The sequence below is a fragment of the Adonisia turfae CCMR0081 genome (assembly GCF_011009555.1).
GTDB lineage: Bacteria > Cyanobacteriota > Cyanobacteriia > Phormidesmidales > Phormidesmidaceae > Leptothoe > Leptothoe turfae.
Window position 1 is genome coordinate 395,846 of sequence record NZ_QXHD01000003.1, and the last position, 21,870, is coordinate 417,715.

Sequence of the window (21,870 nt, forward strand, 5' to 3'; positions counted from 1 at the left end):
CGATCAGGTTGAGAGCATTGTGTTCAATTCCAATGGTGACACTCTTGCCTCTGCTAGCAGAGACAACACTATCAAACTATGGGACTTTCAGGTTGAAAATTTGATTACTAGAGGTTGTGAATGGTTAGGCAGCTATTTTGTTAATCAATCACCTGAACTATTAGTGGAATTAGACTCTTGTCAAGCTCATAATCCTGCCTGGACGCAAGAGGCTGTTGATAAACTTATAGGTAACGCTGATAACTTAGCCCGAAGTAAGAATATAAATGGTGCTATAAATTGGTATGAGCAAGCCCTAGAATGGGACAATCATCTAGAGTTTAACCCCAAAGACCGTGCAGCTAAAATCATGGCTTTCGAAGAAGGTATCCAACTGATTAAAACTGGCGATATTGAAACTGCTATTAATCACTTCAAAGTTGTGCAAAGTCTCAATCCCCCACTGAAACAAACAATTGATGCAACCGTTGATGAAATTTATAGCTCCTGGAATGAGCTCTGTTGGATTGGCAGTTTACAAGGATATGCTACTGAAGTAATGTTTGCTTGCGAAAAATCGGTTGACTTAGCATCCTATCACGGTGGTTTTATTGATAGCCGTGGACTAGCCCGTGCCCTCACAGGTGATGCCCAAGGAGCTATTGCTGACTTCAAAGTCTTTGTTGAATGGACTTCTGATGAAAAAATCAAAGTCCAACGCCAAGCCTGGATTGATGCTTTAGAAAAAGGCGACAACCCCTTCACTTCTGAAGTGATAGAGGCGCTCCGTGACGATTAATAATTCTAATGCTCTAATATTCGACTCTACTCAGCCAAAGGTGGATTGCCTCTGAGCAAAATCAAAAGGAATACTCACCTACCTGAGGAAAATTGAACAACGGTCATCTTAGCTCCAATACATCTGGTATTTGTATTTTTCTTAAGTTACAGACTAACTTTCCATAAATGTTGGATACGATTCAACGTAAATGGAAATCATGGTTCAATAAAACTTTTCAATCAAAGGTAGCATGAGTTCTTATTGAACGGATATATATCGTCATATATCTTTTTTGTATTTAAGAAACTACTACGCATAAATATATCGTATTAGCTAGCCTTTGTTTCCTCTTGAGAATCCATTAAAATTATGCGCGATCAGAAAGATTTTACCGGCATCATAGGGCTACTGCTATTTCTAGCCGCATTACAACCTGCTCAAGCTCAAGCTGATTTTGAGAATAAAAGTCGGCCTCAATTAACTTTGTCTATTGAAGAAAGAGCTATAGAACTATCCAAAGTGTTGCATGAGCGGCTACAAAGTGATGAAAAAAACAAAGCTCTTAGTCCCAAAGATAGACGACCTAGATGCACTGACTTGGACAATTCTTCTGATACGATGCAATGCGTTGGGGATGATGACGATGATGGTAATTTGTTGGATTGGAATGATTGGAATGATTGGAGTAATTGGAATAATTGGATCGACACATCAACTCCTCCTCCTAATCCCCAAGATAGAGATGAATAAAGTGTACTGACTAAGGCGTGCTACAAGCGTTGATACTTCAGCACTGGAAACTGAGCGATGCAATTAGAGTAATGATGATTTGAGCAATTGGAATAAATATAAATAACTGTAGGAACTTTATTAGAAGAGACCTGCTGAAAGTTTTAGACTACTAGATAACTCATGTTTGATTTAGTGATTTAAGTTAAGTCTACATGAAAATCAATTTCTCTTCTAGGTTTCTCTTCTAGTGTAATTTTTTTTATTTTGAAAATATACATTTCATACCAATGTCTCAAGCTGCTCTCTCTAATCACCCTACAAATACTATCACTAGTAGAAATATATTTTCTTTTAAGTTAATAGTTATTCAAGCAACCTCATTTTGCAATCTTGATTGTGATTATTGCTATTTGCCTAATCGCACTGTAAAGGAGAAAATCTCTCCAGACATTATCGAAGTGATTTTTACTAAAATATTCACAAGCTCTTTCTTTAGAGATGACATCTCAATTTCTTGGCATGCAGGTGAGCCCTTAGCAATTCCAAAATCACTTTATGAGAAGTTCTTTTTGATTATTGATCGACTAAGTAGGAAATATAATAGCCAGGGCTATAAAATTCGGCAAACCCTGCAAACAAATGCGACTCTGATTAACCAAAAATGGTGTGATTTCTTCATAAAATATAAAGTCTCTGTAGGTGTCAGTATTGATGGCCCAGCTTTTCTTCATGATCGACACCGTAAAACCAGGACAGGTAACGGTAGTTATGCAGCAACATTACGAGGTATCCGTTTACTGCAACAGAATCAGATTCCTTTTAGAGTCATTACGGTTCTCACCCAGGATTCATTAGATTATCCAGATGAGATATTTCAGTTTTTTTTAGACCACAAGATTTCTTATGTAGGCTTCAACGTAGAAGAGATAGAAGGAATTCATCGAGCTTCTTCTTTACAGCAAGAAGGGACAACTGAGCGATTTCGCAAATTCCTACAACGTTGTTGGGAGTTAACCAAAGCTAATATTGATCCTAGCATTAGCTTAAGAGAATTTGAAAAGGTAGGTAGCTTCATATATCATAATAAAAGAATACATCGCAATGATCAGGCCACTCCCTTTGAGATTGTGAGCATTGATACCAAAGGTAACTTTTCTACGTTTTCTCCTGAATTACTATCTATGCCATCTCCGGAATACGGAGATTTCATATTAGGAAATCTGAAGTACGACACCTTTGAGTCCGTCTGTAATACAGAAAAGTTTCAGAGGCTTTACGAAGCTATATCAATAGGGGTTGAGCAATGTCGTCAAAGCTGTCAGTACTTTGGCTTCTGTGGTGGTGGGGCTCCTAGTAACAAATACTACGAAAATGGAGCTTTTCAATCCACTGAAACCATGAACTGCTGTCTTCATCAGCAGGCAGTTGTTGATACCATGCTGACTAATTTAGAAGCTTTGCTAAAAGTCGAATAAAGGTTTCATTAGCTCATAAGATGTGTAAAATTTGCGCTCTCTTTAGATATTTTTCCAGACTCTTCGCATTAAGAAGAGTCTGGAAATGAAGGTGATCAATAAGGCCCAAACATGGAATTTGCCACTGAAGTGGGATCATCGCCGCAGAAGAAATCGTCAATTAAAACTAAGATTTCGTCCTTGCTGAGAAAACCGTCGCCGTTCATATCCAATTGCTCAAAAGCAAGGGGAGCGTAGGCAGGATGGACATTGTATACTTGAAAAAGCTCGGCCCACTCTTCTGTGCACAGCTGACCGTCGCCATTGGTATCAAACACTTCAAAAATCAGCTTCATTAAGGATTGAACTTCTTTAAAGTATCGGTCTTTGTTACCTAGAACATCATCGTAATAGGTGAGCCACTCCTGCAAGCTGATTTTCTTATCACTATTACTATCAGCACCACTTAATAGAGACTTCCAGGCCTGAAGAAAGCGTTCTTTGAGGGCTAATACCTTAGGCGAACGGGCACCTAGATTTTTAACTTTTGCTAGCTTGGTGGCGATATTTTCAAAATCTTTGCAAACTAAGAACCCATCGCGATCGCAATCATACATACAGAACAGCTTCAGGAGTTTGCGGTTTTGCAGCTCTGTCAACATAGTGTCTATAAATCTCCTAGTAGATGGGTGAGTGATTGCGTGTTAATCCAAGAACCGTAGCATTGGTACGAGAATCATAAATCATTCATTACCCAAAAATCGTTAGCTATAAAATGCTTTACTCTCGTACCTGCTCAACAACCCGCTCTCCATCATCTGACCAGTAAGCATAGGTGCCAGCTGCAAAATCCCACTCGCCGACAAACTGTAACGATGCGCCGGTTTCCGTCCACTCGACGCCATAGCCATCCCGCACAAAGTCCAGCGAGTCGCCCCCATAAAAATTACCCCCGCGATCGTAGATAGCGATGCTGCCGCTGATGTCACTGCCTTGTCCGGGCATCGCTGGAAGAAAGTGATAGAGCTTGGGGTACGTGATGACTGCTTCGTACTTCCCTGTGGGATCGGATAATCGGTCGTATTCAACCTGCACTAAGGACAGGTAAATGACGGCCCAAATCAGGCTGGAGCCCAGGAGCATCAAACCGTGGATGCTGGCGCTGGTTGCGATCGCAATGCCCACAAAAAGTTTTCGCATTAAAGAGCGCATCTACCTATCTTCTATCCATAACCTGAGAACTGAGAAAAAGATGCACCCTGCTACAGAACAAGACCCAACGGTAGCTTCATGACGTTTCCAAGGAATTTCGCAAGGCAATCGAGCCAATCTACTGGGAGGTGGGGCTGTATATTTTCATTAGGACATGTAATCTAAAGCACCTCCCATTCCCCTCCGCCCATGCACGCTGACTATCTCAAACGTATTCTCAATGCCCGTGTCTATGACGTTGCTCAAGAAACGGCCCTAGAACTGGCTCCCAATTTATCTAAGCGTCTGAGTAATCAGCTACTGCTCAAGCGAGAAGACATGCAGTCAGTCTTTTCCTTTAAATTGCGGGGGGCATACAACAAAATGGCCCAGCTGCCACCGGATAAGCTAGCCCGTGGGGTGATTGCTGCCTCAGCTGGAAACCATGCCCAGGGGGTGGCCTTGGGGGCTCGACGTCTATGCACCCGTGCCATTATCGTCATGCCTGAAACCACGCCAGATGTGAAGGTTGATGCAGTTAAAACCCGTGGCGGTGAGGTTGTTCTCCATGGTGAAACCTTTGACGATGCCTATATCCATGCCCGCCAGTTAGAAGCGGAAAAAGGAATGACCTTTATCCATCCCTTCGATGATCCGGATGTGATTGCCGGGCAGGGCACCATTGGCATGGAAATTTTGCGTCAGTACCAGCAGCCCATCCATGCCATTTTTGTCGCCATTGGGGGTGGCGGTCTGATTTCCGGCATTGCGGCCTATGTAAAACGGTTGCGACCGGAAATTAAAATCATCGGCGTCGAGCCCAAGGATGCCGACGCCATGTACCAATCCCTAAAGCTGGGGCAGCGGGTCAAGCTTTCCCAAGTGGGCCTGTTTGCGGATGGTGTAGCCGTTAGCCAGGTGGGGGAAGAAACCTTCTGGCTCTGTCAGCAATATGTGGATGACATTATCCGGGTGGGCACTGATGATACCTGTGCTGCCATTAAAGATGTGTTTGAAGATACACGCTCGATTGTGGAACCAGCGGGAGCGTTGGCCATTGCAGGGGCTAAGGCCTATGTGAAACAAACCGGCATTAAAGATGAAACCCTGGTGGCGGTGGCCTGTGGTGCCAACATGAATTTTGACCGGCTGCGGTTTGTGGCTGAACGGGCAGAGTTGGGAGAACAGCGGGAGGCGATTTTTGCGGTCACCATTCCTGAGCAGTCAGGCAGTCTAAAACGCTTTTGCGATCACATTGGCAAACGCAATCTAACGGAATTTAACTATCGCATTGCTGATAATACTGAGGCCCATATCTTTGTCGGTTTGCAGATTTGCGATCGCAACGACGCCATTGCCATGAAAGAACGGTTTGAGGCCAACGGCTTTAAAACCCTGGACCTCACCGATGATGAACTCACCAAAATGCACCTGCGCCATATGGTGGGTGGGCACTCTAACCTGGCCAAAAACGAACGCCTTTACCGGTTTGAGTTTCCTGAGCGCCCCGGTGCCCTGATGAAGTTTGTCAGCTCCATGAGCCCCAATTGGAATATTAGTCTGTTCCATTACCGCAACAACGGCTCAGACTATGGCCGCATCGTGGTCGGTATGCAGGTGCCACCGGAAGAAATGAATGAATGGCAGGCGTTTTTAGAAACCCTAGGCTATCGCTACTGGGAAGAAAACGATAACCCTGCCTACCAGCTCTTTTTGGGATAGCGGCGATAGGCCAAGAGACCCACTAGGGCAACGCTCATGACTAACGCCGGCACCCAAATGGTGGGAATGGTGTGATGCCGCTGGGCAATGGCTACATTTGCCCAGATGAAAACCAGGGTAAAGGGGAGATCTCCCCGTTGCACCAGGGCTATAGCTGCGATTAAATTAGCCACCACAATCATGATGGCTGTCCAAACGGCACCGGACAGCCCCAGTTCTGGTAAGCCGGATGCATAAAGAGCCGATGCTACATTCACCACCGTTGCTACTGAAATCCAGGCTAAGTAAATGCTAATCGGTCCATTGACCCAACGTTTACGGCGACTACTGACCTGGTGCTGGCCCTCTTCCAGTTCGCTGTAGGCGGCAATGAGAGCCGATAAAATAATCACCATGGCCACCACTGACAGCCAGTAGAGCTGTAGTGTAAATAAGTAAATCCAGGCCATCTGAGCTACACAGGCTGTGATCAAACAGTAGTTGATGCGTTGGATCAACAATTGACTTCGATATTTACGCCGAGACTGATACCAGGCATAGGCAATCAGACCGACGTAAATTACCCCCCAGATAATAAAGGCATAGTTGGCGGGGGTAATGAGAACGCCGCCAAGGGGGCCATTGGCCAGGTCGGCAACGGTGTTGCCATCAATGGGGAAAAAATTGGATAGGGTATTGACGGCCAGGGTGCCAAGGATAGCTACCCAGGTTGCGATCGCTAATGTCCTATCTCCAATCAACCCCATCTTTCTGCCTGCAGATTACTCAGTTATTGTGACGTTTCCCAACAATGTTAGCCAGGTACGTCAGACGTAATGACACGTACTTTTTGAGGTCGACAGGGTGATCCAACACAAATATGTTGGGCCGGCATGTCTTTAAAGACACTGCTACGGGCCCCGATCAGGGCATTAGCGCCAATCTTGACCCCCGGTGCGATAAAGCAATCCGTCGCTACCCAGGCTCCATTTTCAATCACAATGGGAGCCGTCATTAAGGCAAAGCAGGGATCGCTAGGGTCATGGCTACCGGTGCACAAATAGGACTTTTGCGAGACAACACAGTGCTGCCCGAGGCGAATAGGAGCCAAGCTATAGAAGGTAACGTCTTCCCCCACCCAGCTATAGTCGCCAATTTCCACTTTCCAGGGATAGGTAAATCGAGCGGATGGACGAATAACTACATCTTTGCCAATTTTTGCCCCGAACAGCCGTAGTAGGGCACACCGTGGCCCATGGGCCGTGTGCAGGGTGAGGGGAAACACAACGGCTTGGACGAGCCACCACACCATGACGACCCACTTCGGACGACCCACTTCGAAGCCCGGCTGATAATAACGCCTCAAATCCACCAAGGATGGGGGACCAAAGTCAGGCTCAGGGGGGCTAGAGGGGGCAGACAGGGGGTCATGAGATGTCTGGGGGGAGGTTTGGGGCATACCATCAGCCATCAAGCATCACCTAATAAAGCAGCTTGAGGGTTTTCGTTGGGTTCTTTTTGCTCAGAGATGTTCAGGCTGCCACCAAATCTAAGTTCGTAGAGTTTGACACCAATCTGGTATTCATATTGGCTGAGCAACCGGCCATAGATGTAGCCGGGATAGCCATCGAGAAAACCAAGGCGAATAAAGTAAAACAGTACAAAGCGTAGAAATGGCTTGAAGGGTAAGCGCACCCAAATTTTCTTGAGAAATCGCTTGCGCTGAACAGAATCTCCAAAGAGATTGGCCCCAATGGTACCGTCGTCGCCCATGCCAGTGAGTAAGTTGTAATACACCCGTGCTTCCCAGTTGGAATAACGGTTGTGGCGGGCCAACCAGTGGAACAGATCACGGAAGTCGATGTGGAGCATGTCGTTTTTGAGATAGCCTACATTGCCATTTTCAATAACCACATGCTCATGCACTTCGTTATCACCGGTATTTTGAATTTCCTCGGTGTTTAGATTTTCATAGCGACCTTTAGCATGGCGAAAAAAGCGCATGTTCCAGTCAGGATATTTACCACCGTGGCGAATCCATTTACCCAAAAAATAAACCCGGCGATTGAGGTAGCAGCCATCTAGTGTGTTCTCTGTAATCACCTCTGCCATCTCTGCCCAAAGTTCTGGGGTGATGCGTTCGTCGCAGTCTACGATGAGTACCCACTCGTTACGGAAGGGGAGATGGTCTAAGGACCAATTTTTTTTCTTTGGCCAGCGTCCATTGAAATCAAACTGAACCACATGGGCACCGTAGGATTCTGAAATCTCAACAGAGCGATCGTCACTGTGGGAGTCCACCACAAATACTTCATCTGCCTGGGCGACGCTTTCTAAACAAGCAGGTAGATTGGCTTCCTCATTTTTGGCAGGAATCAGTACAGAAACAGGGATTTTGGTGGCAGCACTCATGGGTAAATGGAAATCTAAATGAACGGTAGATGGTTGATTAAAACCTGAGCGATTGAGTTCCTAATCTACGTATGACCTACGCTATCGAAATCCTGAAGTAAGGTTTTTATCTAACTAACATCTAACTAATTATGGTGCCAAGCTAGGCGGATGACTTAGCAGGTTTGTAGGGTCTGATTAGGTATCGCAAAACACTGCCCAAATAGCCCAGCTGACCATAGGCATAGGTCAAATTCTCAAACCGTTGTGCTGGGTCGTTAACGTATTTGACGGTCTTGTAAACACCGCGCACAAGGCGTTCCCCACCCCATCGTAATTGAGCTACACCAGCGCGCCCTGATACTTGCTCACGGTAGCATTCGCTAATGCCTTGCCACCAGCTACGGCTTAGGAACCAGCCTGGCTTAAGTCTAGCGGGGGATACATTGTGAGCAGCCAGCGCATCAGGAACATATACAACATCCCAGCCATTTCTAAGCGCTAACTGAGTCATGTGTAATTCTTCGTTGGAAAGCAGATTTTTGCCAACCCGACCAAGGTTGACGTCAAAGCCACCAACGGAATCTAAGAAGGTTTTGCGCAGGGAGTAGTTGAGACCTCGGGGGGTCAGACTCGGGTTTTTGATGTAACGTACCTGATCGCCTAAATCATAGGCCCCTAAGCCACTGGCTAAATCGTCTGACAGCCAGGCGGGGGGATGAACCACGTCGGGGGGCCAGAGGAGGGTGACTTTGCCACCTGCGATCGCAACCTTACTATTTTTCTCATACACCTCTAGCAGGGATGCTAACCACTGAGAACTGGCAACCGCATCATCATCAAGGTAAGCCACAATATCCCCGTTAGCAGCGTTTGCCCCGGTATTACGGGCGGTAGACAGTCCCAATGTGGGCTCATACACGTAGCGCAATCGAGGGTCCGACAGTCGCATCTGAACGATTTCTGCTGTGGTGTCGGTCGAAGCATTGTCAACTACGATGACTTCGATATCAGGTAGCGTCTGAGTCAACAAACTATCGATGGCTGCTGCCAAGTATTGATCACGATTATGGGTGCAAATAATGGCGGAAATAGATAGCTCAGCCATAAAAATCTTGAATAAAAAGGAAATGTACTGAAATAAGGAGTAAGACTATGTCAGGCACAAATGTCAGGCACAAACTGCCTACCGCTTAAACTATGCAGTTGTTTGGATTACAAATCGATGGTGAGAATCGATGCAGACAGGCTTTAAAGAGCCATAATGTAGGCTTGCAAGCCTTTAATGAATCTCTTGTTTAATAATAGTTGAGCCATCTAGCTCTGATCAAAATTCCCGCTTTATTGTGAATGTACTCATTAAACTTTACTGAAGTTACGTAATTGAGTCTCAGCTATCAAGTTCTGTTTATCTATTCTTCAAACGTATAAAGCCTTCTCTAATCGGCTATTTACTCGATTTTCCATTTTTTGCTGAGCCATGAACACCTCTATTGATATTGATATTGCCCCCTACATCGACCATTCCCTATTGGTGCCCACTGCCACCTTAGAGCATGTCGATCACTGGTGTGCAGAAGCTCAACGCTTTGGGTTTGCCAGTGTCTGTGTCTATCCAGTGCATGTTCAACGGGCGGTTGAGAACCTGCATGAGAGTTCTATTCCTGTGAGTACCGTGATTGGTTTTCCGACCGGAGCAGAGACGTCAGCTAGCAAGTTGTTTGCTGCCCAAGAAGCGACGGAAAATGGCGCAACTGAACTGGATGTGGTGATTAACCTGGGCTGGGTCAAATCGGGTCAACTAGAACGGCTACATGCAGAATTAGCCCAGATTGTGGAAGCTACGGGGCAGTGTGTAAAAGCCATTTTGGAAATGGCGCTGTTGGACGAAGCTGAGAAAAGAACGACAGCCGATGTCTGTATGGATGCGGGCGTTAGCTTCCTTAAAACTAGTACTGGCTGGCATGGTGGAGCGACTGTAGAAGACGTTCGCTTGCTCAAAGACGTCAGCCGTGGTCGAGTTGGCATCAAAGCCTCTGGTGGTATTCGTACCCCTGATCAGGCACTCATGCTGATTGAATCAGGGGCTACTCGCCTGGGCACATCGCGCGGTCCCGATATTTTGCGGCAGCGGGCCACGAAATCTCAGGGCGCTGGCTAGGCATTTAGCATTTCTTGTGTTGTACTTAAGAACGTCAGGAAAGCTAAATAATTAAGAAAACTGCATATTTTTTTCTGGCAATCTACCCCAACGGTAACTATGTCGGGCACTATTAACTATGATGTAGCACTTCGTGATCGTACATGACTTCCTCTGCTCAATCGACGAGTAATGCGCCATCTCCCATTGCTGCTCTAGCTCTCAAGCTGGTGGGTGGTATTACCATTTTGGCCGCTTTAGTGGATTTTCTGGTGCTACTATTACCGCCAGATTTACTGAACCGTACCTGGCAAATCACAACGACTACCCAGCTAGTTGATCGCGGCATCGTTCCTTTAGTGGGTATTGCCCTACTATTCACTGGCTTTTGGATTGATAGCTATGTCCGTGGTAAGCGCGGTAGTGGCAGCCTGTTTCTAGATGTGCGTTTTTGGACCTGTCTCTTGGCTTGCATCCTAGGTTTGCTATTTGCTGTCCTGGCACCGGTGCATATGAATAATGTGCGGTTGCAGAGCCAGGAAGCGCTGACCCAGGTCTCCACTGAAGCTACTGAAGCCGCTAATCAGTTGGAGCAGCGTCTTAATGTAGAGGTGACTCAGCAACGCGATCGCATCAGCAGCTTATTGAATAATCCAGAACAAATTGATCAGCTGGTGGCTAGCGGTAATGTCACTGCAGAGCAGGCAGCTCAAATTCGTCAGTTTGAGGAAAACCCAGAATCTTTAGATGAGTTTCTCTCTGGTCAAGCCTCTCAACTGCGTACGCGTCTGGAAACAGAAATTGGCACCCGTCGCGAAGAAGCGACTAAGCGGGTGCGGTCGGAGGCAACTAAGGCAAGTATTCGTATCGCCTTAAGTAGCATTTTGTTAGCTGTTGGTTACGCTGGCATTGGCATCAGTGGCATCAGACGTCTGCTGGCCATTTAAATCAGCGGTATTATGAATCGTGTAGAACCCTTCCATGGAAAGGTTCTACACGATTAACCTTCACCAAACGGGTCTTGAAGTTTGGCCACTAGATCGTAGAACGGTTGCCAATTATCTTCAGCAACGATGGGTTCCCAAATTGCTTCAATTTCAGGTCGTAGCAACACAGTTGTTGGATTGTGCTGGCGTAAGCATTGACCTATCTGGGTAATCTCCTCTGACGACAGCGTGGTCAGGCAACTGTGATAGTGAAATCGCCAAGCCTTGAGCAGTGTGGCTGCTTCATCATCAGAGTTTTCAACCGTCGTCTGTAGAATGTGCTCGGGGTCTTCACACCATTGTGGGGAAAACTGGCCCGTTAGCCCCGTGAAAAAGTCGTGATAACTCACCTGTGTTTTTTCTAACAGTTCTAGGGTTAAGCGCAGCAGTTCATCCCCAAGTTCCGGTAGCAGTTCCCCAAAGCCTAACTTGGTTAGCATTTTCTGTTTGTAGGCAGCGTAATAATGATCGCGATAGCGGGCAAGGCCAGTTTCCAAATCTTCGGCAGCCATAATCAGTGCCAGAGGCTTCTGCAACATCCGTAGATTCCATTCGCATACCCGAGGCTGGTTGCCATAGCTGTAGCGACCCATGTAGTCAAAATAGGCCGCTGTAAACCGAGGGTTAAACTCATCCATAAAAGCGTAGGGACCGTAGTCAAAGCTTTCCCCAGTGATCGACATGTTGTCGGTATTGAGTACAGCATGGCAAAAGCCCACCGACATCCACTGGGCTGCCAACTGGGCCACTCGTTGCACGAGTTCGGCATAAAACTGCCCATAGCGCTCCTGTGGATCCTGTATACCCAGCAAATGGGCGTAGTAGACCTCAATCACATGATCGAGTAAGGGAGACATTAGGTCAGCACGTCCCAGATAGTGCAGCCGCTCAAAGGTGCCAAACCGAATGTGAGATTTGCTGAAGCGCACCATGACTGATGACCGAGTTGGTGATGGTTCATCCCCGCGCCATAGGCTTTCACCGGTTTCCACCAAGCTAAAACATCGAGATGTGTTGACTCCAAGCCCATGTAGAGCCTCAGAGGCTAAGATTTCTCGAACGCCACCCTTGAGGGTTAATCGCCCATCTCCATTGCGAGAGTAAGGTGTGGTGCCGGAACCTTTAGTGCCAAAGTCATAGAGTACTTTATCGGTACCTCTCACTTGGCCATAAAGGAAGCCACGGCCATCACCCAGCGCGACGTTGTAGTCACCAAACTGATAGCCGTGGTAGCGCAGGGCCATCAACGGTGAGCGTTGTTGAAACTGCCCGAATGCTTCGATAAAGTCGAAGTCACTGACGTTATCTGGCTCTAGGTTCAACCTTGGTAAGAGGTCATCATTGCGAAACCGCAGAATGTGTTGAGGAAAGCTGGCTGCTACAACAACGTCATAATAGTCATCGCCTAAGGCCTCTAAGGCAGGCTCATAGGTCAAATTTAGAAAAGGATTCTCGGTCACAGAGAAGGGATCAAAAAGTAGGCTTTATTTAGTATCTCTTAAAGCTAAGACTTGCTGGTTAAACCATTGTGCGGCAGTAATGTTGCTGTTGTTTTCTAGCTTGGCAATGGTCTGTTCTAAAAGGGCTATGGGTAAATCCTTTAATGCCTGGGAGGTGTCAGTCAGCTGATATTTACCATCAGACTGTAGTGCAAACGCAAAAACACGGATGCCTCGCACATCGATTACCCAATATTCAGGAATACCAAGCGCGGCATAAAGCTGCTTCTTTTCATCTAAATCACTCGCTAAAGTCGTGTCTGAAATTTCGCCCACCAAATCGGGGGCACGCCATTGGTGTAAGTCAATTCTGCGAGGTTGACCAGATTCCCAACGTGGATAGTCATCACCAAGGTATAGGACTAAATCAGGTGCACCAGCCGTGTCTTTATCTTTTTCGATAAGACATCGACCCAGTGAACTAGCTATTTGTTCAGGATGGATACTGAACCAGAAACCCAGAATGATAGTGAATAAGTCGCAAATTGTAGCGTGGGTGATGCCTTCCCAGCCCATTTCGGTGATGAGTAGATAGCCTTGATGAAAAAATAAACGGTACTGATCAGGGGACAAGCTATCTCGATAGCGGACATAGTCACCCCACTGGGCCTGGTACCATTCTGCAAGACTAGACTTATTTTTGGCAGTTAAAACAGCAGACATTGTTATTACCTACGCCACAGTTGCTGGGATCTCTAGCAGAAACCTCAATTAGCTTTCTTTGCTTTTAGTTTCTGTACTGCGTTTCTAAAGCCTAGCACTACAAAAATGTTAGAGAGTGTGAGGAAAATCTCAGCACTGCCGTGGAGCCAGTCCACATTGGCAAGCTCTAAACCGTAAGCTTTCTGAGCATAGATGCCTGCTGGAATAGTCACTGCTACGAAAATGAGCAGCACGTAGAACCCAGTTAATGCCAACTTGGGTGTCTGCCTTGACCTGGTTAAAAAATAAAGAAACCCTAGATAAGGAAATAGGGACATCGCGAACAAGGTTTCTTTAGACACGGGCTTGTCTCCAGATATACCAGGCAGCAGCACAGGCGGTACAGTTACCTACCACGGTCATAGAGGCCTGTAAAATTACCAACCAGCTTAGAGAGGGAGAATTATCGAAAAAATGCCAGGTACAGGCACACATGGCGCTGACCAAGGCCGGTAGCATGCCGAAGGATAACCATTTCCATGCGAGCCAGCCGGTGATATCAGCAAACTGCCAGACAAAATAAATGGCGGCGATCCATTCAATCACGCTGGAGATATGAACCATCCAGGTAGGAATCGAGAGGGCGTGCATAAATCTAGAACGTCAATGGTAGGGGCAACGATAAGGGGCATTCCCTTTTAATTGCTCCAGGTCAAAATGGTTAATGAAGGTGGGCTATTGCCTACCTGTCTGGGCATCGCCTTGTGGGTGCCCTGGGATAACCACGAGCTCTAGTCTAAAGTAGATTCGGCAGACAGTTAAGGGAACAGCGTGCATGCGGGCAGTGTTGTGTGGCTACTATGGCATGGGCAATGGCGGCGATGAGGCGCTGTTAGCAACGTTGCTACAGCTATTGCCGCCGTCTGTCACCCCCATTGTTCTCTCCGGTAATCCCCAGGAAACGGCTCAACGCTATGGTGTTGAAGCGGTGCCAAGAAAATCGTTGTCGGCGGTGTGGTCGGCTCTAAAAAGTTCTCAGGCATTTATTTGGGGCGGGGGCAGTTTAATGCAGGATGCCACCAGTGCTATCAATCCGCTGTACTACGGTGGTTTGATGATACTGGCGCAGTGGCTGGGGCTGCGTACCATTGCTTGGGGCCAGGGAATGGGGCCTTTAAAGCGACGTAGCAGTCAATGGATTACCCGCTGGGCTCTGAAGAATTGTGATGGGATTAGTGTGCGAGACAGTGCTTCTGCCCAACTGCTGGCCGATTGGAGAATTAACTGTCAGCTAGCCCCAGATCCTGTCTGGGCACTCAAGTCTAGCCCCTTAGCAGGATTTGCGGATTTACCTGCACCTCGAATTGCTGTTGTGCTGCGGGGCCATGCTCAGCTGACACCGGAACGACTGACAAATTTAACAAAAGCCATTGCAGACTTTCAGGCAGCAACCCAAACCTGTGTTGTGTTATTGCCCTTTCAACCGGTTAAGGATGGTGCGATTGCAACCCATATTGCCCAACATCTGAACGGTCCCCACAAGATTATCCAAGTGGCCGATCCGGTGCAGCTCAAAGGCGTCTTTCGCGGGATTGAAATGGCCATTGCCATGCGGTTTCACGGTGTTGTTATGGCCGTTGCCGAGGGCTGTCGCTGTTTTGCCATTAGCTATGACCCTAAGGTCACCCAGATTATGCAAGAACTGTCGCTACCGGGCTGGGGACTTTCCCCTAACGACCCGTTGCCACTCATCCCTGACCATGCCCACACCATGACTCAGCAGTGGTTAGACCATTATGCCAATGGTGATGGCTTAAGTGATGTACAGGTTCGTGCCCATGTTGATCGTGCTTTAATACACAGCACCTTATTGGCGCAAACCCTTGTTAAGGATATTGATCATGTAGGATGAAACGTACTTTCGTGTAACTTTTTAATACATTTTAACGATTGAGAAATTCCTTGAATGTACTGATTTATTGGTAATTCCTGGTAGGAACTTGTGCTCAATCAAATTTTCTGTGTTAACACTGTGGGGAGATTGGCGTAATATGCCATCGTTATCCGCTTTGCTATTGCGGCGCTTTGAAACATAATGTTTAATTTCGCCAGATCAAACGATAGTTTTCCTGATAACGGGAACACTCCCCGTGACGTTTCGTCGCATGGGGCACAGTTACCTGTTGAAAATTCAGATAACAATAGCTGGCAGACCGTCCATTTCCCAGGTACGGTCATTATCGATGAAATTCCAGGGACTACCCCTAATTTGCAAACTAACGCTATGGATTCTTCTAGCACACTCCCAGGTAACAGTATTTCTGAAACCGCTACTGAGCAGACTGGTCATCAGCGTGAGGCCGAACTGCTTAATTTGGTGCGGGACCTAAATGAGTGCAACGATGTACTGCTGGCTAAGGTATCTCAGTTAGAAGAATCTCTGGAGCGATCGCAAGCTGCCCTCCAGGCTGAGATTGATCGGGCCCCTGACGTAAACCGTGTGGGTGATCGTGAAATTGTACAGTTAGTCACTGAACTAGAACAAAGCAACCAGTCATTGCAGCATCACCAGATGCTAAACGAAACCCTACAGACAGAGTTGGCTGCCTATCGAGAGCGGACAGCCCAGTTAGAAGCCGAGCATAACACCCTACTTAGGCAAAATACTGAGCAGTCTCAGGAATTATTGCAGGCCAATACAAACTGTCGAGATTTGAGAGCGCGGCTCCAGAGGCAGCAGCGCTACACACTGCAATTCAAAGCCGCCCTTGAAAAGTGTTTGAGTATGTCTACAGAGGCATCCAATAGTTCTGTCGCACCGCTTGATGTATCAAACCTGGCCATGCCCAAAGCAGACGAAATTCGCCCTTGGGAGTCTACATTAGGCCATGGCAAGTTAGATCCTCAGCTTGAGTCCTTGATTCGGGGAGCGCAAGGCAGACCTCAGGTTACCGTTCAGACCCCTGAGATCATGTTAGATGCTCAGAGGGTTGAAACCAGATTAGCAACTGAGGCCGAAGATCAGCTGTGGCATGACTTAGCCAGAGTAATGGGTCCCGATGAAGTTGCTCCAGCAGCTGAGGGACAGACCCTTCCCATGGAAACTGAAGAGTCTCCTCAGTTTACTGAACCCTCTCAGTTTACTGAACCCTCTCCTTGGGCTAAAGAGCCTCATGAAACTAACGACTCTGTTATGGCAGATAACTTAGGGGATGCTACAACAATTTCCTCCCAGTTATCTCCGCAGGCCAGTGAAATCCTGGCTCGTGTACAAGCTTCGCGTACAGGGGGATTGACTGATACTTATCTGCCTGCAATGTCTGCCCAGGGTACTCCATCACCTTTAGTCAATCCATTGAAGCCCCAGAAACGAATTACGTCCTTATCTGCGATTGATCTACCAAATTTTCCTCGTCTAAAAAAACAACCTCCTACAGCGCAAGCTTAAGGGAAAATTTAACCGCAATTCCCAAAATTAAAAACTTTTTCTTGGTCAACTTAGGTTAGACTTTGTTAACTTCTGGTCAATATGTGTGAGGAACAGGTAGCTATTCCTTGCAAATGCTAGTTCGCAGGTGCGTCTGAACTGATCTGTCGGTATTAGTTGATAAATATTCCTGCGATTTGCCTGAGCCCATCGGGTAGAGTTTGCATCTTACCTATTAATAAAATATGAGCCCGTCATCTTTAAAAACTGTTTTAGAAAGCTCTTCTCCAGATAAGTCTGTGAGCGAAGCGCATATAGCCACTGCGATTATCCATGTGATTGAGACTGCTCGCTCTCAAGGTCAAAGCCTGGATGATGTTATTACTGAGCTAATGGCTGACGATGCCTTGTTAGATAGAAAAAGTCGCCATCTGCTGGGAGACATCCTGACCCAAGCTTGGAATACTCTTTGAGAAGAGTATTTAAGTTGAGAAGATTGTTGTGGGATGAGTCAAAATGCTTAGGCAGTAATCCTAGGCAGTGATAGACGTAATAATAACGGCATCAGCTGGAATTGCCTCCCTCGCTGATGCCGTTGCTAATATGAATCCAAATAGAAGCTACAGACAGCTTTGGCTGAACTAGCCATCAATGTCGCCTACACCTACGGCCATTTGTAAAACCATAGGCTCACCACCGGTTTGGTGATACTTGTCAGCCCATTTTCGTAAGAGTAAATCCAATTCATCAAGGGCCTGTTGACGATTCTCTGCGGGGATATCAAGAGACTCCAAGACCCTCATGGTGCCATCTTTACGGGCAACCCATTCTCGCATGATGCGAAAATAACGGGCTGTATCCTCAATCATGGTGTAAGTTCTTTCAGCATCATCTGTCGGAATATACGACGCCCGAGCTAATGCATAAAAGGGCATACCCCATGGAGAATCAATGCGAGTGACCGTACCAGAGTAAAGTAAGCGACGGCGGATATGTTCTGCTAAGGCTTCACTCAGCGGCAGCTGTCGACCATTGGGAACAGATTCTTGAGAACGAGCATGGAGAAACTCAATTAGCTCAGCAAACTGAAATGAGGTTATGAGTTGAGCCTCTGGTAGATTGGACGGCAGCTTTTGCTCGATTTGGGCTTTTTCTTCTGATGTTAGGTTAGTGCCTACTAGCCTAGAGCGCCCTGGTTCCCAGGGATATTTTTCGAGCCAGACGTAGGGAAATTGAATTAAATAGCGGGGTTCTTGAGCACCCAACATCTTTAACAATTTACCTTCGCTTAAAGCCTGCCGTACTTCTTCTACGATGGCTTTAACACGTTTGGGTTCAATATGGTGTAAATGCCCCGTCATGCGCAGGTTTTGGCCCTGCTCTATATAAGTCGTGTAGATTGCACACTTGGCTGCGGTCGCTGCCGCATCTAGGAACGCACCGTGGCGATGACCGCCAGTACGCATAGCACTGAATGCCAAGTACATCATGATCTGATCAATGGCACTGGGTTCCAGGCGTTTAATCAGATCTGCATCAGCAGTCATCGGTGATTGAACATTGGTCATGGACGCTTAGGGATAGACACACGCTGATATAGCGAATGGAAATCTACGTAGTGGAACTAGGCTACCTTAAAGAAGCACCAATAATTCTTGATTTGTTTAATCAGACAGAGGAACTTCAACATTGATAGCTAATTTCCTCACTAGCTTGTAACGGTTAGCGTAAAACTTTTTCTGATTAATATCTATAGTGTTTTGTGTGGCCTTTTGCTGAAAAAGTTGGTTAGGGGCCATAAAACTATCCTCTAAGCAACTAAACGACCACTGCCACGGTACGCTTGGTCAATGGTTTCGTTCATAATACGACCGCTACCGCGATAAGATTGGTCGGTTGTAACTCGTCCACTGCCACGGTCAACTTGAGTATTTGTGATCCGACCACTGCCACGGTCAGCTTGGGCAATCGTGATCCGACCGCTGCCACGGTCAGCTTGAGCAATCGTGATCCGGCCACTGCCACGGTCAGCTTGGGTATTTGTGATTCGTCCACTGCCACGGTCAACTTGGGTATTTGTGATTCGTCCACTGCCACGGTCAGCTTGAGCTGTTGTGATTCGTCCACTGCCACGGTCAACTAACTGCGAGCTAGAAGTAATAGATAGTCCTAGTAAGCTGCAAAGGCTGATGGTAGTAGCAACTGACATTACCGATAGAGAAATTCTCATGGGTCAGAAAATGAGTAGTATTGCTACTTTCTGATTACATGGAATTGACAAATAACTCAGGAAAAACTACGTGAAAAAAGTGTGGGTGGTAACACCGATTTTTAGTACTGTGTGTTACACATCGTCCACTGATTGGATAGCTTTGACTAAAATCCAGGCACCACCCAGATTATGAATGCCGAAAACCTTAACTTTGCTGCCAGCAGTGACCTGCATTAGTTGCATTGCTGCTTGGGGAGAGATAGCGACAAGGCTAATGGTTTCAGTATCCCTAAGCAGCTGATGACTATGGTCTTTACCCCGTTGATAATGGCCGTAGAAAATATGGTTACCAGACGTGAAATTCTGGCTCGATGTTCTTGAAGAGTCTGTAAAGCCACTTGCGGGATATGCCGTTGGGGTATCTAGAAATGTTGTTTGTTGATTGAGCCAATGTTCGTCTTGAGGCAATAGGTCAAAGCAGGGGATAAGCATGGCAGGGGCTTGAGGGTCCCGTAGCAGAGTGTACTGTAGGTGCTTTACGGGCAGTTCCCTGGGTTGTTGGCATGGATGCTGGATGCATAGGGCGGCAGCTGCCCCAGCAGCTTGTCCTATGCCTAAGACAATGGGCTGGAGACGGGTGGCTCCGTTGGCAATATGAGTGACGGAAATGTTTTTGTCGCAGGCTAAGAGCCCATCAACAGTAGCTGGCACCAGGGCTCGGTAAGGAATAGTAAAGGGTGTTCCTGTCCAGCGGCCTCCCCAACCAATAGCTTTGGGGGCAAGGGGCATCTTGAAGCCAGGATAATGGTGGTCGTTGGGATAGTTGCCGATTGCGATCGCATCCACCACACCCTCTTCATTCACTGGCAACGGAGCCACCTGACTACCCGGCACTGGCAAAATATCTCGCTCGCTCACGGTCGTTAGCCCCACCAGTCGCCGACTCTCACGGTAGTAAGGATAAAGGGCAAACCCACCGCCGCCGGGGGTGCCTTCCAGCTCAGGGAAGGCACCCCCGGCTAAACCATAGCGTTGCCCTAGTTGAGCCTGAATAAAACGAGCAAACTCCTGGCTGTGGTTCTTGGCCTCCTGCCAATAGTCATAACGCGTCGTCTCTGGCTCAATCAGGCGCTCCAGGCCCACACCGTAGTCATTTCCCTGCTGGGGCCAGTTGATCATAAAGCGATTGCCTGGCAGCCGCCCATAGTTGAGAAACTGCTCTGGACCATAGCCCTCCCAGGCCCCGACAAACGAGGCTTGGGAGCCAGTTGAGGGAATCAGTGGCGCAGTTTCTCCTGTGCCGTAGTCCTGCATTACGACGACCCAGGTGGGGGCTTGCACCGGGTATTGCTGAATGGCAGGAAACAACGGATCAGCAGGATCGGTGAGAGAGTTAGGTGCACTAGGTTCCTGCCACTGCTCCTGCGATTCCCACCCCCAACGATAGGGGATGTTTCCCAAGGCCAGTAAATCTCCCAGCTCAGTGCCATCGATTGTGATTTGGGCTTCTACGGAAAACGGGTCAAATACCACTCCAGTGACCCGGTTGCCTGACCGCAGTACTTCTCGAGGGTGGTGGCCCCAACGCCAGGTCAAATTGGGCAGAGCGGCTACCCAGTCGGCAAAAATGCTCGCGCCCACCGCTGGTTCATAGGTGAAGAAGCTCACCCAGCCATTGTGTAAGCCCCCTGGTTGACGTTGTTCCAGCTCTCTCAGAAACGCTCCCCACAGACCCGTTTGAAATGCGGCTAGCTCATTGCCATCGGGTGCGGTGACTCCAGCAGCGGTGAGCATGCCGCCCAACCAGGGCCATTCGCTCACTAACAATACCTGTGCACCTAACCGGGCCGCTTGGATGGCCGCCGCAGTACCGCCCGTGCCGCCGCCGACTACGAGGACTTCAGTTTTAAGATTTTCCATCACACCCTGAGTTTTAAGTTCTTCTACAAATAAGGTGTGACATCCTCGCCCAGGTCATCGGCTAGATGAGACAGGGCCCGAAATCTTAGCCCCACTAGCTGTTCGTAAAGTGGGTTGAGCTTACACATGGGCGGAATGTGTACCACCTTTTTGCCAAATAGGGTGACATCGCGCTCAAAGGGGCACTGGGATGGGATCATTTTGCAGACAAAGCGGGCCAGACGCGGGTCTTGGACTTCTAGCTGGTCCAGCCACTCGCGCATGGGCTTAAGCGGATCAGGGCCGGTTTTGGGAGTGGGGGGCTGTAGGGGACTGGCAGCAGCGGCGACGGGGGTGGCTTTATCTTTTTTATCTTTGATCAGACTGGTGCCAGGTTGAACCTCTTCCTTGATCTGACGCAGGTTGTAGAGGGTTGATTGCAGGGTCTGTAGGATGGCTGTATCGAGATTGAGGGCCTGGCAGAACTCCATAAGGACTTTATCTTCGGCGGCGGAGTAGATGCCGTCTGCGATCGCAACCATCACCGCCATTCGCAAAAAGTTTTCCGCAGCGCCTGGATTTGGCTTGAGGACAGTTGCTAGATCTGCTGGTGTAATGGGCTCAAAGGTTTCAAAATCCAGACCTGGGGCAAAATCCTCATCCATCATAGTGTGGATCAGCTCTTGCTCTTGAGCATCAAACTCACCATCGGCCCAGGCAATCGCCAACAGCCCTCGCAACCAGGCTTTAATCTGTTCTTCAGTGTAGAGAGAATCCTTCAATGTAGAAGACATAGCCAGCCTCGAAAAACATCAAATGTCTGCCGGGGAGAGCAA

At 47.6% G+C, this 21,870-nt stretch carries 23 protein-coding genes; 9 read left to right on the forward strand and 14 right to left on the reverse strand.

Features of this window, described 5'->3' with window-relative positions; translation table 11 throughout:
- The first annotated feature begins 16 nt into the window (after positions 1-16).
- From DXZ20_RS02375 to grrM, 3 genes are all read left to right on the forward strand, one after another.
- A complete protein-coding gene (locus tag DXZ20_RS02375) occupies positions 17-778 on the forward strand; it encodes a WD40 repeat domain-containing protein (protein WP_348918538.1) in 762 nt (253 codons plus the stop codon).
- Positions 779-1,129: 351 nt separating this feature from the next.
- The gene (locus DXZ20_RS02380) at positions 1,130-1,510 is read left to right on the forward strand and encodes a hypothetical protein (RefSeq protein WP_163696204.1); all 381 of its coding nucleotides are present in this window, start codon (positions 1,130-1,132) and stop codon (positions 1,508-1,510) included.
- Between the two features lie 269 nt (positions 1,511-1,779).
- The gene (grrM, locus tag DXZ20_RS02385) at positions 1,780-2,967 is read left to right on the forward strand and encodes a cyclophane-forming radical SAM/SPASM peptide maturase GrrM/OscB (RefSeq protein WP_163696206.1); all 1,188 of its coding nucleotides are present in this window, start codon (positions 1,780-1,782) and stop codon (positions 2,965-2,967) included.
- Positions 2,968-3,062: 95 nt separating this feature from the next.
- Here the strand turns inward: grrM and DXZ20_RS02390 are convergent, their stop codons facing one another.
- Both DXZ20_RS02390 and DXZ20_RS02395 read right to left on the reverse strand, forming a co-directional pair.
- On the reverse strand, positions 3,063-3,608 hold the full coding sequence (locus DXZ20_RS02390) for an EF-hand domain-containing protein (RefSeq protein WP_163661435.1): 546 nt from the start codon (positions 3,606-3,608) through the stop codon (positions 3,063-3,065).
- Between the two features lie 118 nt (positions 3,609-3,726).
- On the reverse strand, positions 3,727-4,146 hold the full coding sequence (locus DXZ20_RS02395) for a hypothetical protein (protein ID WP_163696208.1): 420 nt from the start codon (positions 4,144-4,146) through the stop codon (positions 3,727-3,729).
- A 201-nt stretch (positions 4,147-4,347) separates the two neighbouring features.
- On the opposite strand from DXZ20_RS02395, the gene ilvA reads away from it, so the two are divergent.
- On the forward strand, positions 4,348-5,859 hold the full coding sequence (gene ilvA / locus DXZ20_RS02400) for a threonine ammonia-lyase, biosynthetic (RefSeq protein WP_163661432.1): 1,512 nt from the start codon (positions 4,348-4,350) through the stop codon (positions 5,857-5,859).
- Here ilvA and DXZ20_RS02405 read toward each other — a convergent pair.
- From DXZ20_RS02405 to DXZ20_RS02420, 4 genes are all read right to left on the reverse strand, one after another.
- The gene (locus DXZ20_RS02405; RefSeq protein ID WP_163696210.1) at positions 5,838-6,605 is read right to left on the reverse strand and encodes a tryptophan-rich sensory protein; all 768 of its coding nucleotides are present in this window, start codon (positions 6,603-6,605) and stop codon (positions 5,838-5,840) included. The two genes, ilvA and DXZ20_RS02405, sit on opposite strands and share 22 nt — an antisense overlap.
- A 47-nt stretch (positions 6,606-6,652) precedes the next feature.
- Positions 6,653-7,309, reverse strand: a complete 657-nt coding sequence (gene hpsU / locus DXZ20_RS02410) for a hormogonium polysaccharide biosynthesis acetyltransferase HpsU (RefSeq protein ID WP_250565568.1) — start codon at positions 7,307-7,309, stop codon at positions 6,653-6,655.
- Positions 7,309-8,250, reverse strand: a complete 942-nt coding sequence (locus DXZ20_RS02415; protein WP_163696212.1) for a glycosyltransferase family 2 protein — start codon at positions 8,248-8,250, stop codon at positions 7,309-7,311. The genes hpsU and DXZ20_RS02415 overlap by 1 nt, the downstream gene beginning before the upstream one ends.
- Before the next feature lie 142 nt (positions 8,251-8,392).
- On the reverse strand, positions 8,393-9,337 hold the full coding sequence (locus tag DXZ20_RS02420) for a glycosyltransferase family 2 protein (RefSeq protein WP_163661426.1): 945 nt from the start codon (positions 9,335-9,337) through the stop codon (positions 8,393-8,395).
- Between the two features lie 372 nt (positions 9,338-9,709).
- On the opposite strand from DXZ20_RS02420, the gene deoC reads away from it, so the two are divergent.
- Both deoC and hpsJ-B read left to right on the forward strand, forming a co-directional pair.
- Complete coding sequence (gene deoC, locus DXZ20_RS02425) at positions 9,710-10,390, forward strand: deoxyribose-phosphate aldolase (RefSeq protein WP_163661424.1); 681 nt, start codon at positions 9,710-9,712, stop codon at positions 10,388-10,390.
- A gap of 143 nt (positions 10,391-10,533) precedes the next feature.
- A complete protein-coding gene (gene hpsJ-B, locus DXZ20_RS02430; protein ID WP_163661422.1) occupies positions 10,534-11,316 on the forward strand; it encodes a hormogonium polysaccharide biosynthesis protein HpsJ in 783 nt (260 codons plus the stop codon).
- Positions 11,317-11,369: 53 nt separating this feature from the next.
- Here the strand turns inward: hpsJ-B and DXZ20_RS02435 are convergent, their stop codons facing one another.
- The 4 genes from DXZ20_RS02435 to DXZ20_RS02450 are packed head-to-tail and all read right to left on the reverse strand — an operon-like array spanning position 11,370 to position 14,147.
- Positions 11,370-12,815, reverse strand: a complete 1,446-nt coding sequence (locus DXZ20_RS02435) for a protein adenylyltransferase SelO (protein WP_163696215.1) — start codon at positions 12,813-12,815, stop codon at positions 11,370-11,372.
- Between the two features lie 24 nt (positions 12,816-12,839).
- Positions 12,840-13,517 (reverse strand): Uma2 family endonuclease, encoded by a 678-nt coding sequence (locus DXZ20_RS02440; RefSeq protein WP_163661418.1) that lies wholly within the window; start codon positions 13,515-13,517, stop codon positions 12,840-12,842.
- Positions 13,518-13,561: 44 nt separating this feature from the next.
- The gene (locus tag DXZ20_RS02445; protein ID WP_163661416.1) at positions 13,562-13,858 is read right to left on the reverse strand and encodes a DUF3593 domain-containing protein; all 297 of its coding nucleotides are present in this window, start codon (positions 13,856-13,858) and stop codon (positions 13,562-13,564) included.
- Positions 13,851-14,147 carry a DUF2499 domain-containing protein gene (locus DXZ20_RS02450; protein WP_163696216.1) on the reverse strand — a complete coding sequence of 99 codons (297 nt, stop codon included), beginning with the start codon at positions 14,145-14,147 and terminating at the stop codon, positions 13,851-13,853. Before DXZ20_RS02450 ends, DXZ20_RS02445 begins: the two co-directional genes overlap by 8 nt.
- 184 nt (positions 14,148-14,331) lie before the next feature.
- Here DXZ20_RS02450 and csaB point away from each other — a divergent pair, with 184 nt between their 5' ends.
- From csaB to DXZ20_RS02465, 3 genes are all read left to right on the forward strand, one after another.
- Positions 14,332-15,408 (forward strand): polysaccharide pyruvyl transferase CsaB, encoded by a 1,077-nt coding sequence (gene csaB, locus DXZ20_RS02455; protein WP_163661412.1) that lies wholly within the window; start codon positions 14,332-14,334, stop codon positions 15,406-15,408.
- A 183-nt stretch (positions 15,409-15,591) separates the two neighbouring features.
- The gene (locus DXZ20_RS02460) at positions 15,592-16,944 is read left to right on the forward strand and encodes a hypothetical protein (protein WP_163696218.1); all 1,353 of its coding nucleotides are present in this window, start codon (positions 15,592-15,594) and stop codon (positions 16,942-16,944) included.
- A 224-nt stretch (positions 16,945-17,168) separates the two neighbouring features.
- A complete protein-coding gene (locus DXZ20_RS02465) occupies positions 17,169-17,396 on the forward strand; it encodes a hypothetical protein (protein ID WP_163661409.1) in 228 nt (75 codons plus the stop codon).
- A 168-nt stretch (positions 17,397-17,564) separates the two neighbouring features.
- Here the strand turns inward: DXZ20_RS02465 and hetR are convergent, their stop codons facing one another.
- From hetR to DXZ20_RS02485, 4 genes are all read right to left on the reverse strand, one after another.
- Positions 17,565-18,470: a heterocyst differentiation master regulator HetR gene (gene hetR, locus DXZ20_RS02470; RefSeq protein WP_036020477.1), complete on the reverse strand. Its 906-nt coding sequence runs from the start codon at positions 18,468-18,470 to the stop codon at positions 17,565-17,567.
- A 263-nt stretch (positions 18,471-18,733) separates the two neighbouring features.
- Positions 18,734-19,153 carry a hypothetical protein gene (locus DXZ20_RS02475; protein WP_163696220.1) on the reverse strand — a complete coding sequence of 140 codons (420 nt, stop codon included), beginning with the start codon at positions 19,151-19,153 and terminating at the stop codon, positions 18,734-18,736.
- A gap of 114 nt (positions 19,154-19,267) precedes the next feature.
- Positions 19,268-21,055, reverse strand: a complete 1,788-nt coding sequence (locus DXZ20_RS02480; protein WP_163696222.1) for an FAD-dependent oxidoreductase — start codon at positions 21,053-21,055, stop codon at positions 19,268-19,270.
- A 23-nt stretch (positions 21,056-21,078) separates the two neighbouring features.
- Entirely contained in the window at positions 21,079-21,828 is a 750-nt protein-coding gene (locus tag DXZ20_RS02485; RefSeq protein ID WP_163671149.1) for a DUF533 domain-containing protein, read from the reverse strand.
- Positions 21,829-21,870: the final 42 nt, after the last annotated feature.

What these genes read in the sequence shown, in the direction of transcription:
- hpsJ-B (WP_163661422.1), top strand. Translation starts at nt 10,534, where the DNA reads ATGACTTCCTCTGCTCAATCGACGAGTAATGCGCCATCTCCCATTGCT.
- DXZ20_RS02460 (WP_163696218.1), top strand. Translation starts at nt 15,592, where the DNA reads ATGTTTAATTTCGCCAGATCAAACGATAGTTTTCCTGATAACGGGAAC.
- DXZ20_RS02485 (WP_163671149.1), bottom strand. Translation starts at nt 21,828, where the DNA reads ATGTCTTCTACATTGAAGGATTCTCTCTACACTGAAGAACAGATTAAA.
- DXZ20_RS02440 (WP_163661418.1), bottom strand. Translation starts at nt 13,517, where the DNA reads ATGTCTGCTGTTTTAACTGCCAAAAATAAGTCTAGTCTTGCAGAATGG.
- hpsU (WP_250565568.1), bottom strand. Translation starts at nt 7,309, where the DNA reads ATGGCTGATGGTATGCCCCAAACCTCCCCCCAGACATCTCATGACCCC.
- deoC (WP_163661424.1), top strand. Translation starts at nt 9,710, where the DNA reads ATGAACACCTCTATTGATATTGATATTGCCCCCTACATCGACCATTCC.
- hetR (WP_036020477.1), bottom strand. Translation starts at nt 18,470, where the DNA reads ATGACTGCTGATGCAGATCTGATTAAACGCCTGGAACCCAGTGCCATT.
- ilvA (WP_163661432.1), top strand. Translation starts at nt 4,348, where the DNA reads ATGCACGCTGACTATCTCAAACGTATTCTCAATGCCCGTGTCTATGAC.
- DXZ20_RS02390 (WP_163661435.1), bottom strand. Translation starts at nt 3,608, where the DNA reads ATGTTGACAGAGCTGCAAAACCGCAAACTCCTGAAGCTGTTCTGTATG.
- DXZ20_RS02480 (WP_163696222.1), bottom strand. Translation starts at nt 21,055, where the DNA reads ATGGAAAATCTTAAAACTGAAGTCCTCGTAGTCGGCGGCGGCACGGGC.
- DXZ20_RS02415 (WP_163696212.1), bottom strand. Translation starts at nt 8,250, where the DNA reads ATGAGTGCTGCCACCAAAATCCCTGTTTCTGTACTGATTCCTGCCAAA.
- DXZ20_RS02395 (WP_163696208.1), bottom strand. Translation starts at nt 4,146, where the DNA reads ATGCGAAAACTTTTTGTGGGCATTGCGATCGCAACCAGCGCCAGCATC.
- DXZ20_RS02420 (WP_163661426.1), bottom strand. Translation starts at nt 9,337, where the DNA reads ATGGCTGAGCTATCTATTTCCGCCATTATTTGCACCCATAATCGTGAT.
- DXZ20_RS02475 (WP_163696220.1), bottom strand. Translation starts at nt 19,153, where the DNA reads ATGAGAATTTCTCTATCGGTAATGTCAGTTGCTACTACCATCAGCCTT.
- DXZ20_RS02450 (WP_163696216.1), bottom strand. Translation starts at nt 14,147, where the DNA reads ATGCACGCCCTCTCGATTCCTACCTGGATGGTTCATATCTCCAGCGTG.
- grrM (WP_163696206.1), top strand. Translation starts at nt 1,780, where the DNA reads ATGTCTCAAGCTGCTCTCTCTAATCACCCTACAAATACTATCACTAGT.
- csaB (WP_163661412.1), top strand. Translation starts at nt 14,332, where the DNA reads ATGCGGGCAGTGTTGTGTGGCTACTATGGCATGGGCAATGGCGGCGAT.
- DXZ20_RS02405 (WP_163696210.1), bottom strand. Translation starts at nt 6,605, where the DNA reads ATGGGGTTGATTGGAGATAGGACATTAGCGATCGCAACCTGGGTAGCT.
- DXZ20_RS02380 (WP_163696204.1), top strand. Translation starts at nt 1,130, where the DNA reads ATGCGCGATCAGAAAGATTTTACCGGCATCATAGGGCTACTGCTATTT.
- DXZ20_RS02465 (WP_163661409.1), top strand. Translation starts at nt 17,169, where the DNA reads ATGAGCCCGTCATCTTTAAAAACTGTTTTAGAAAGCTCTTCTCCAGAT.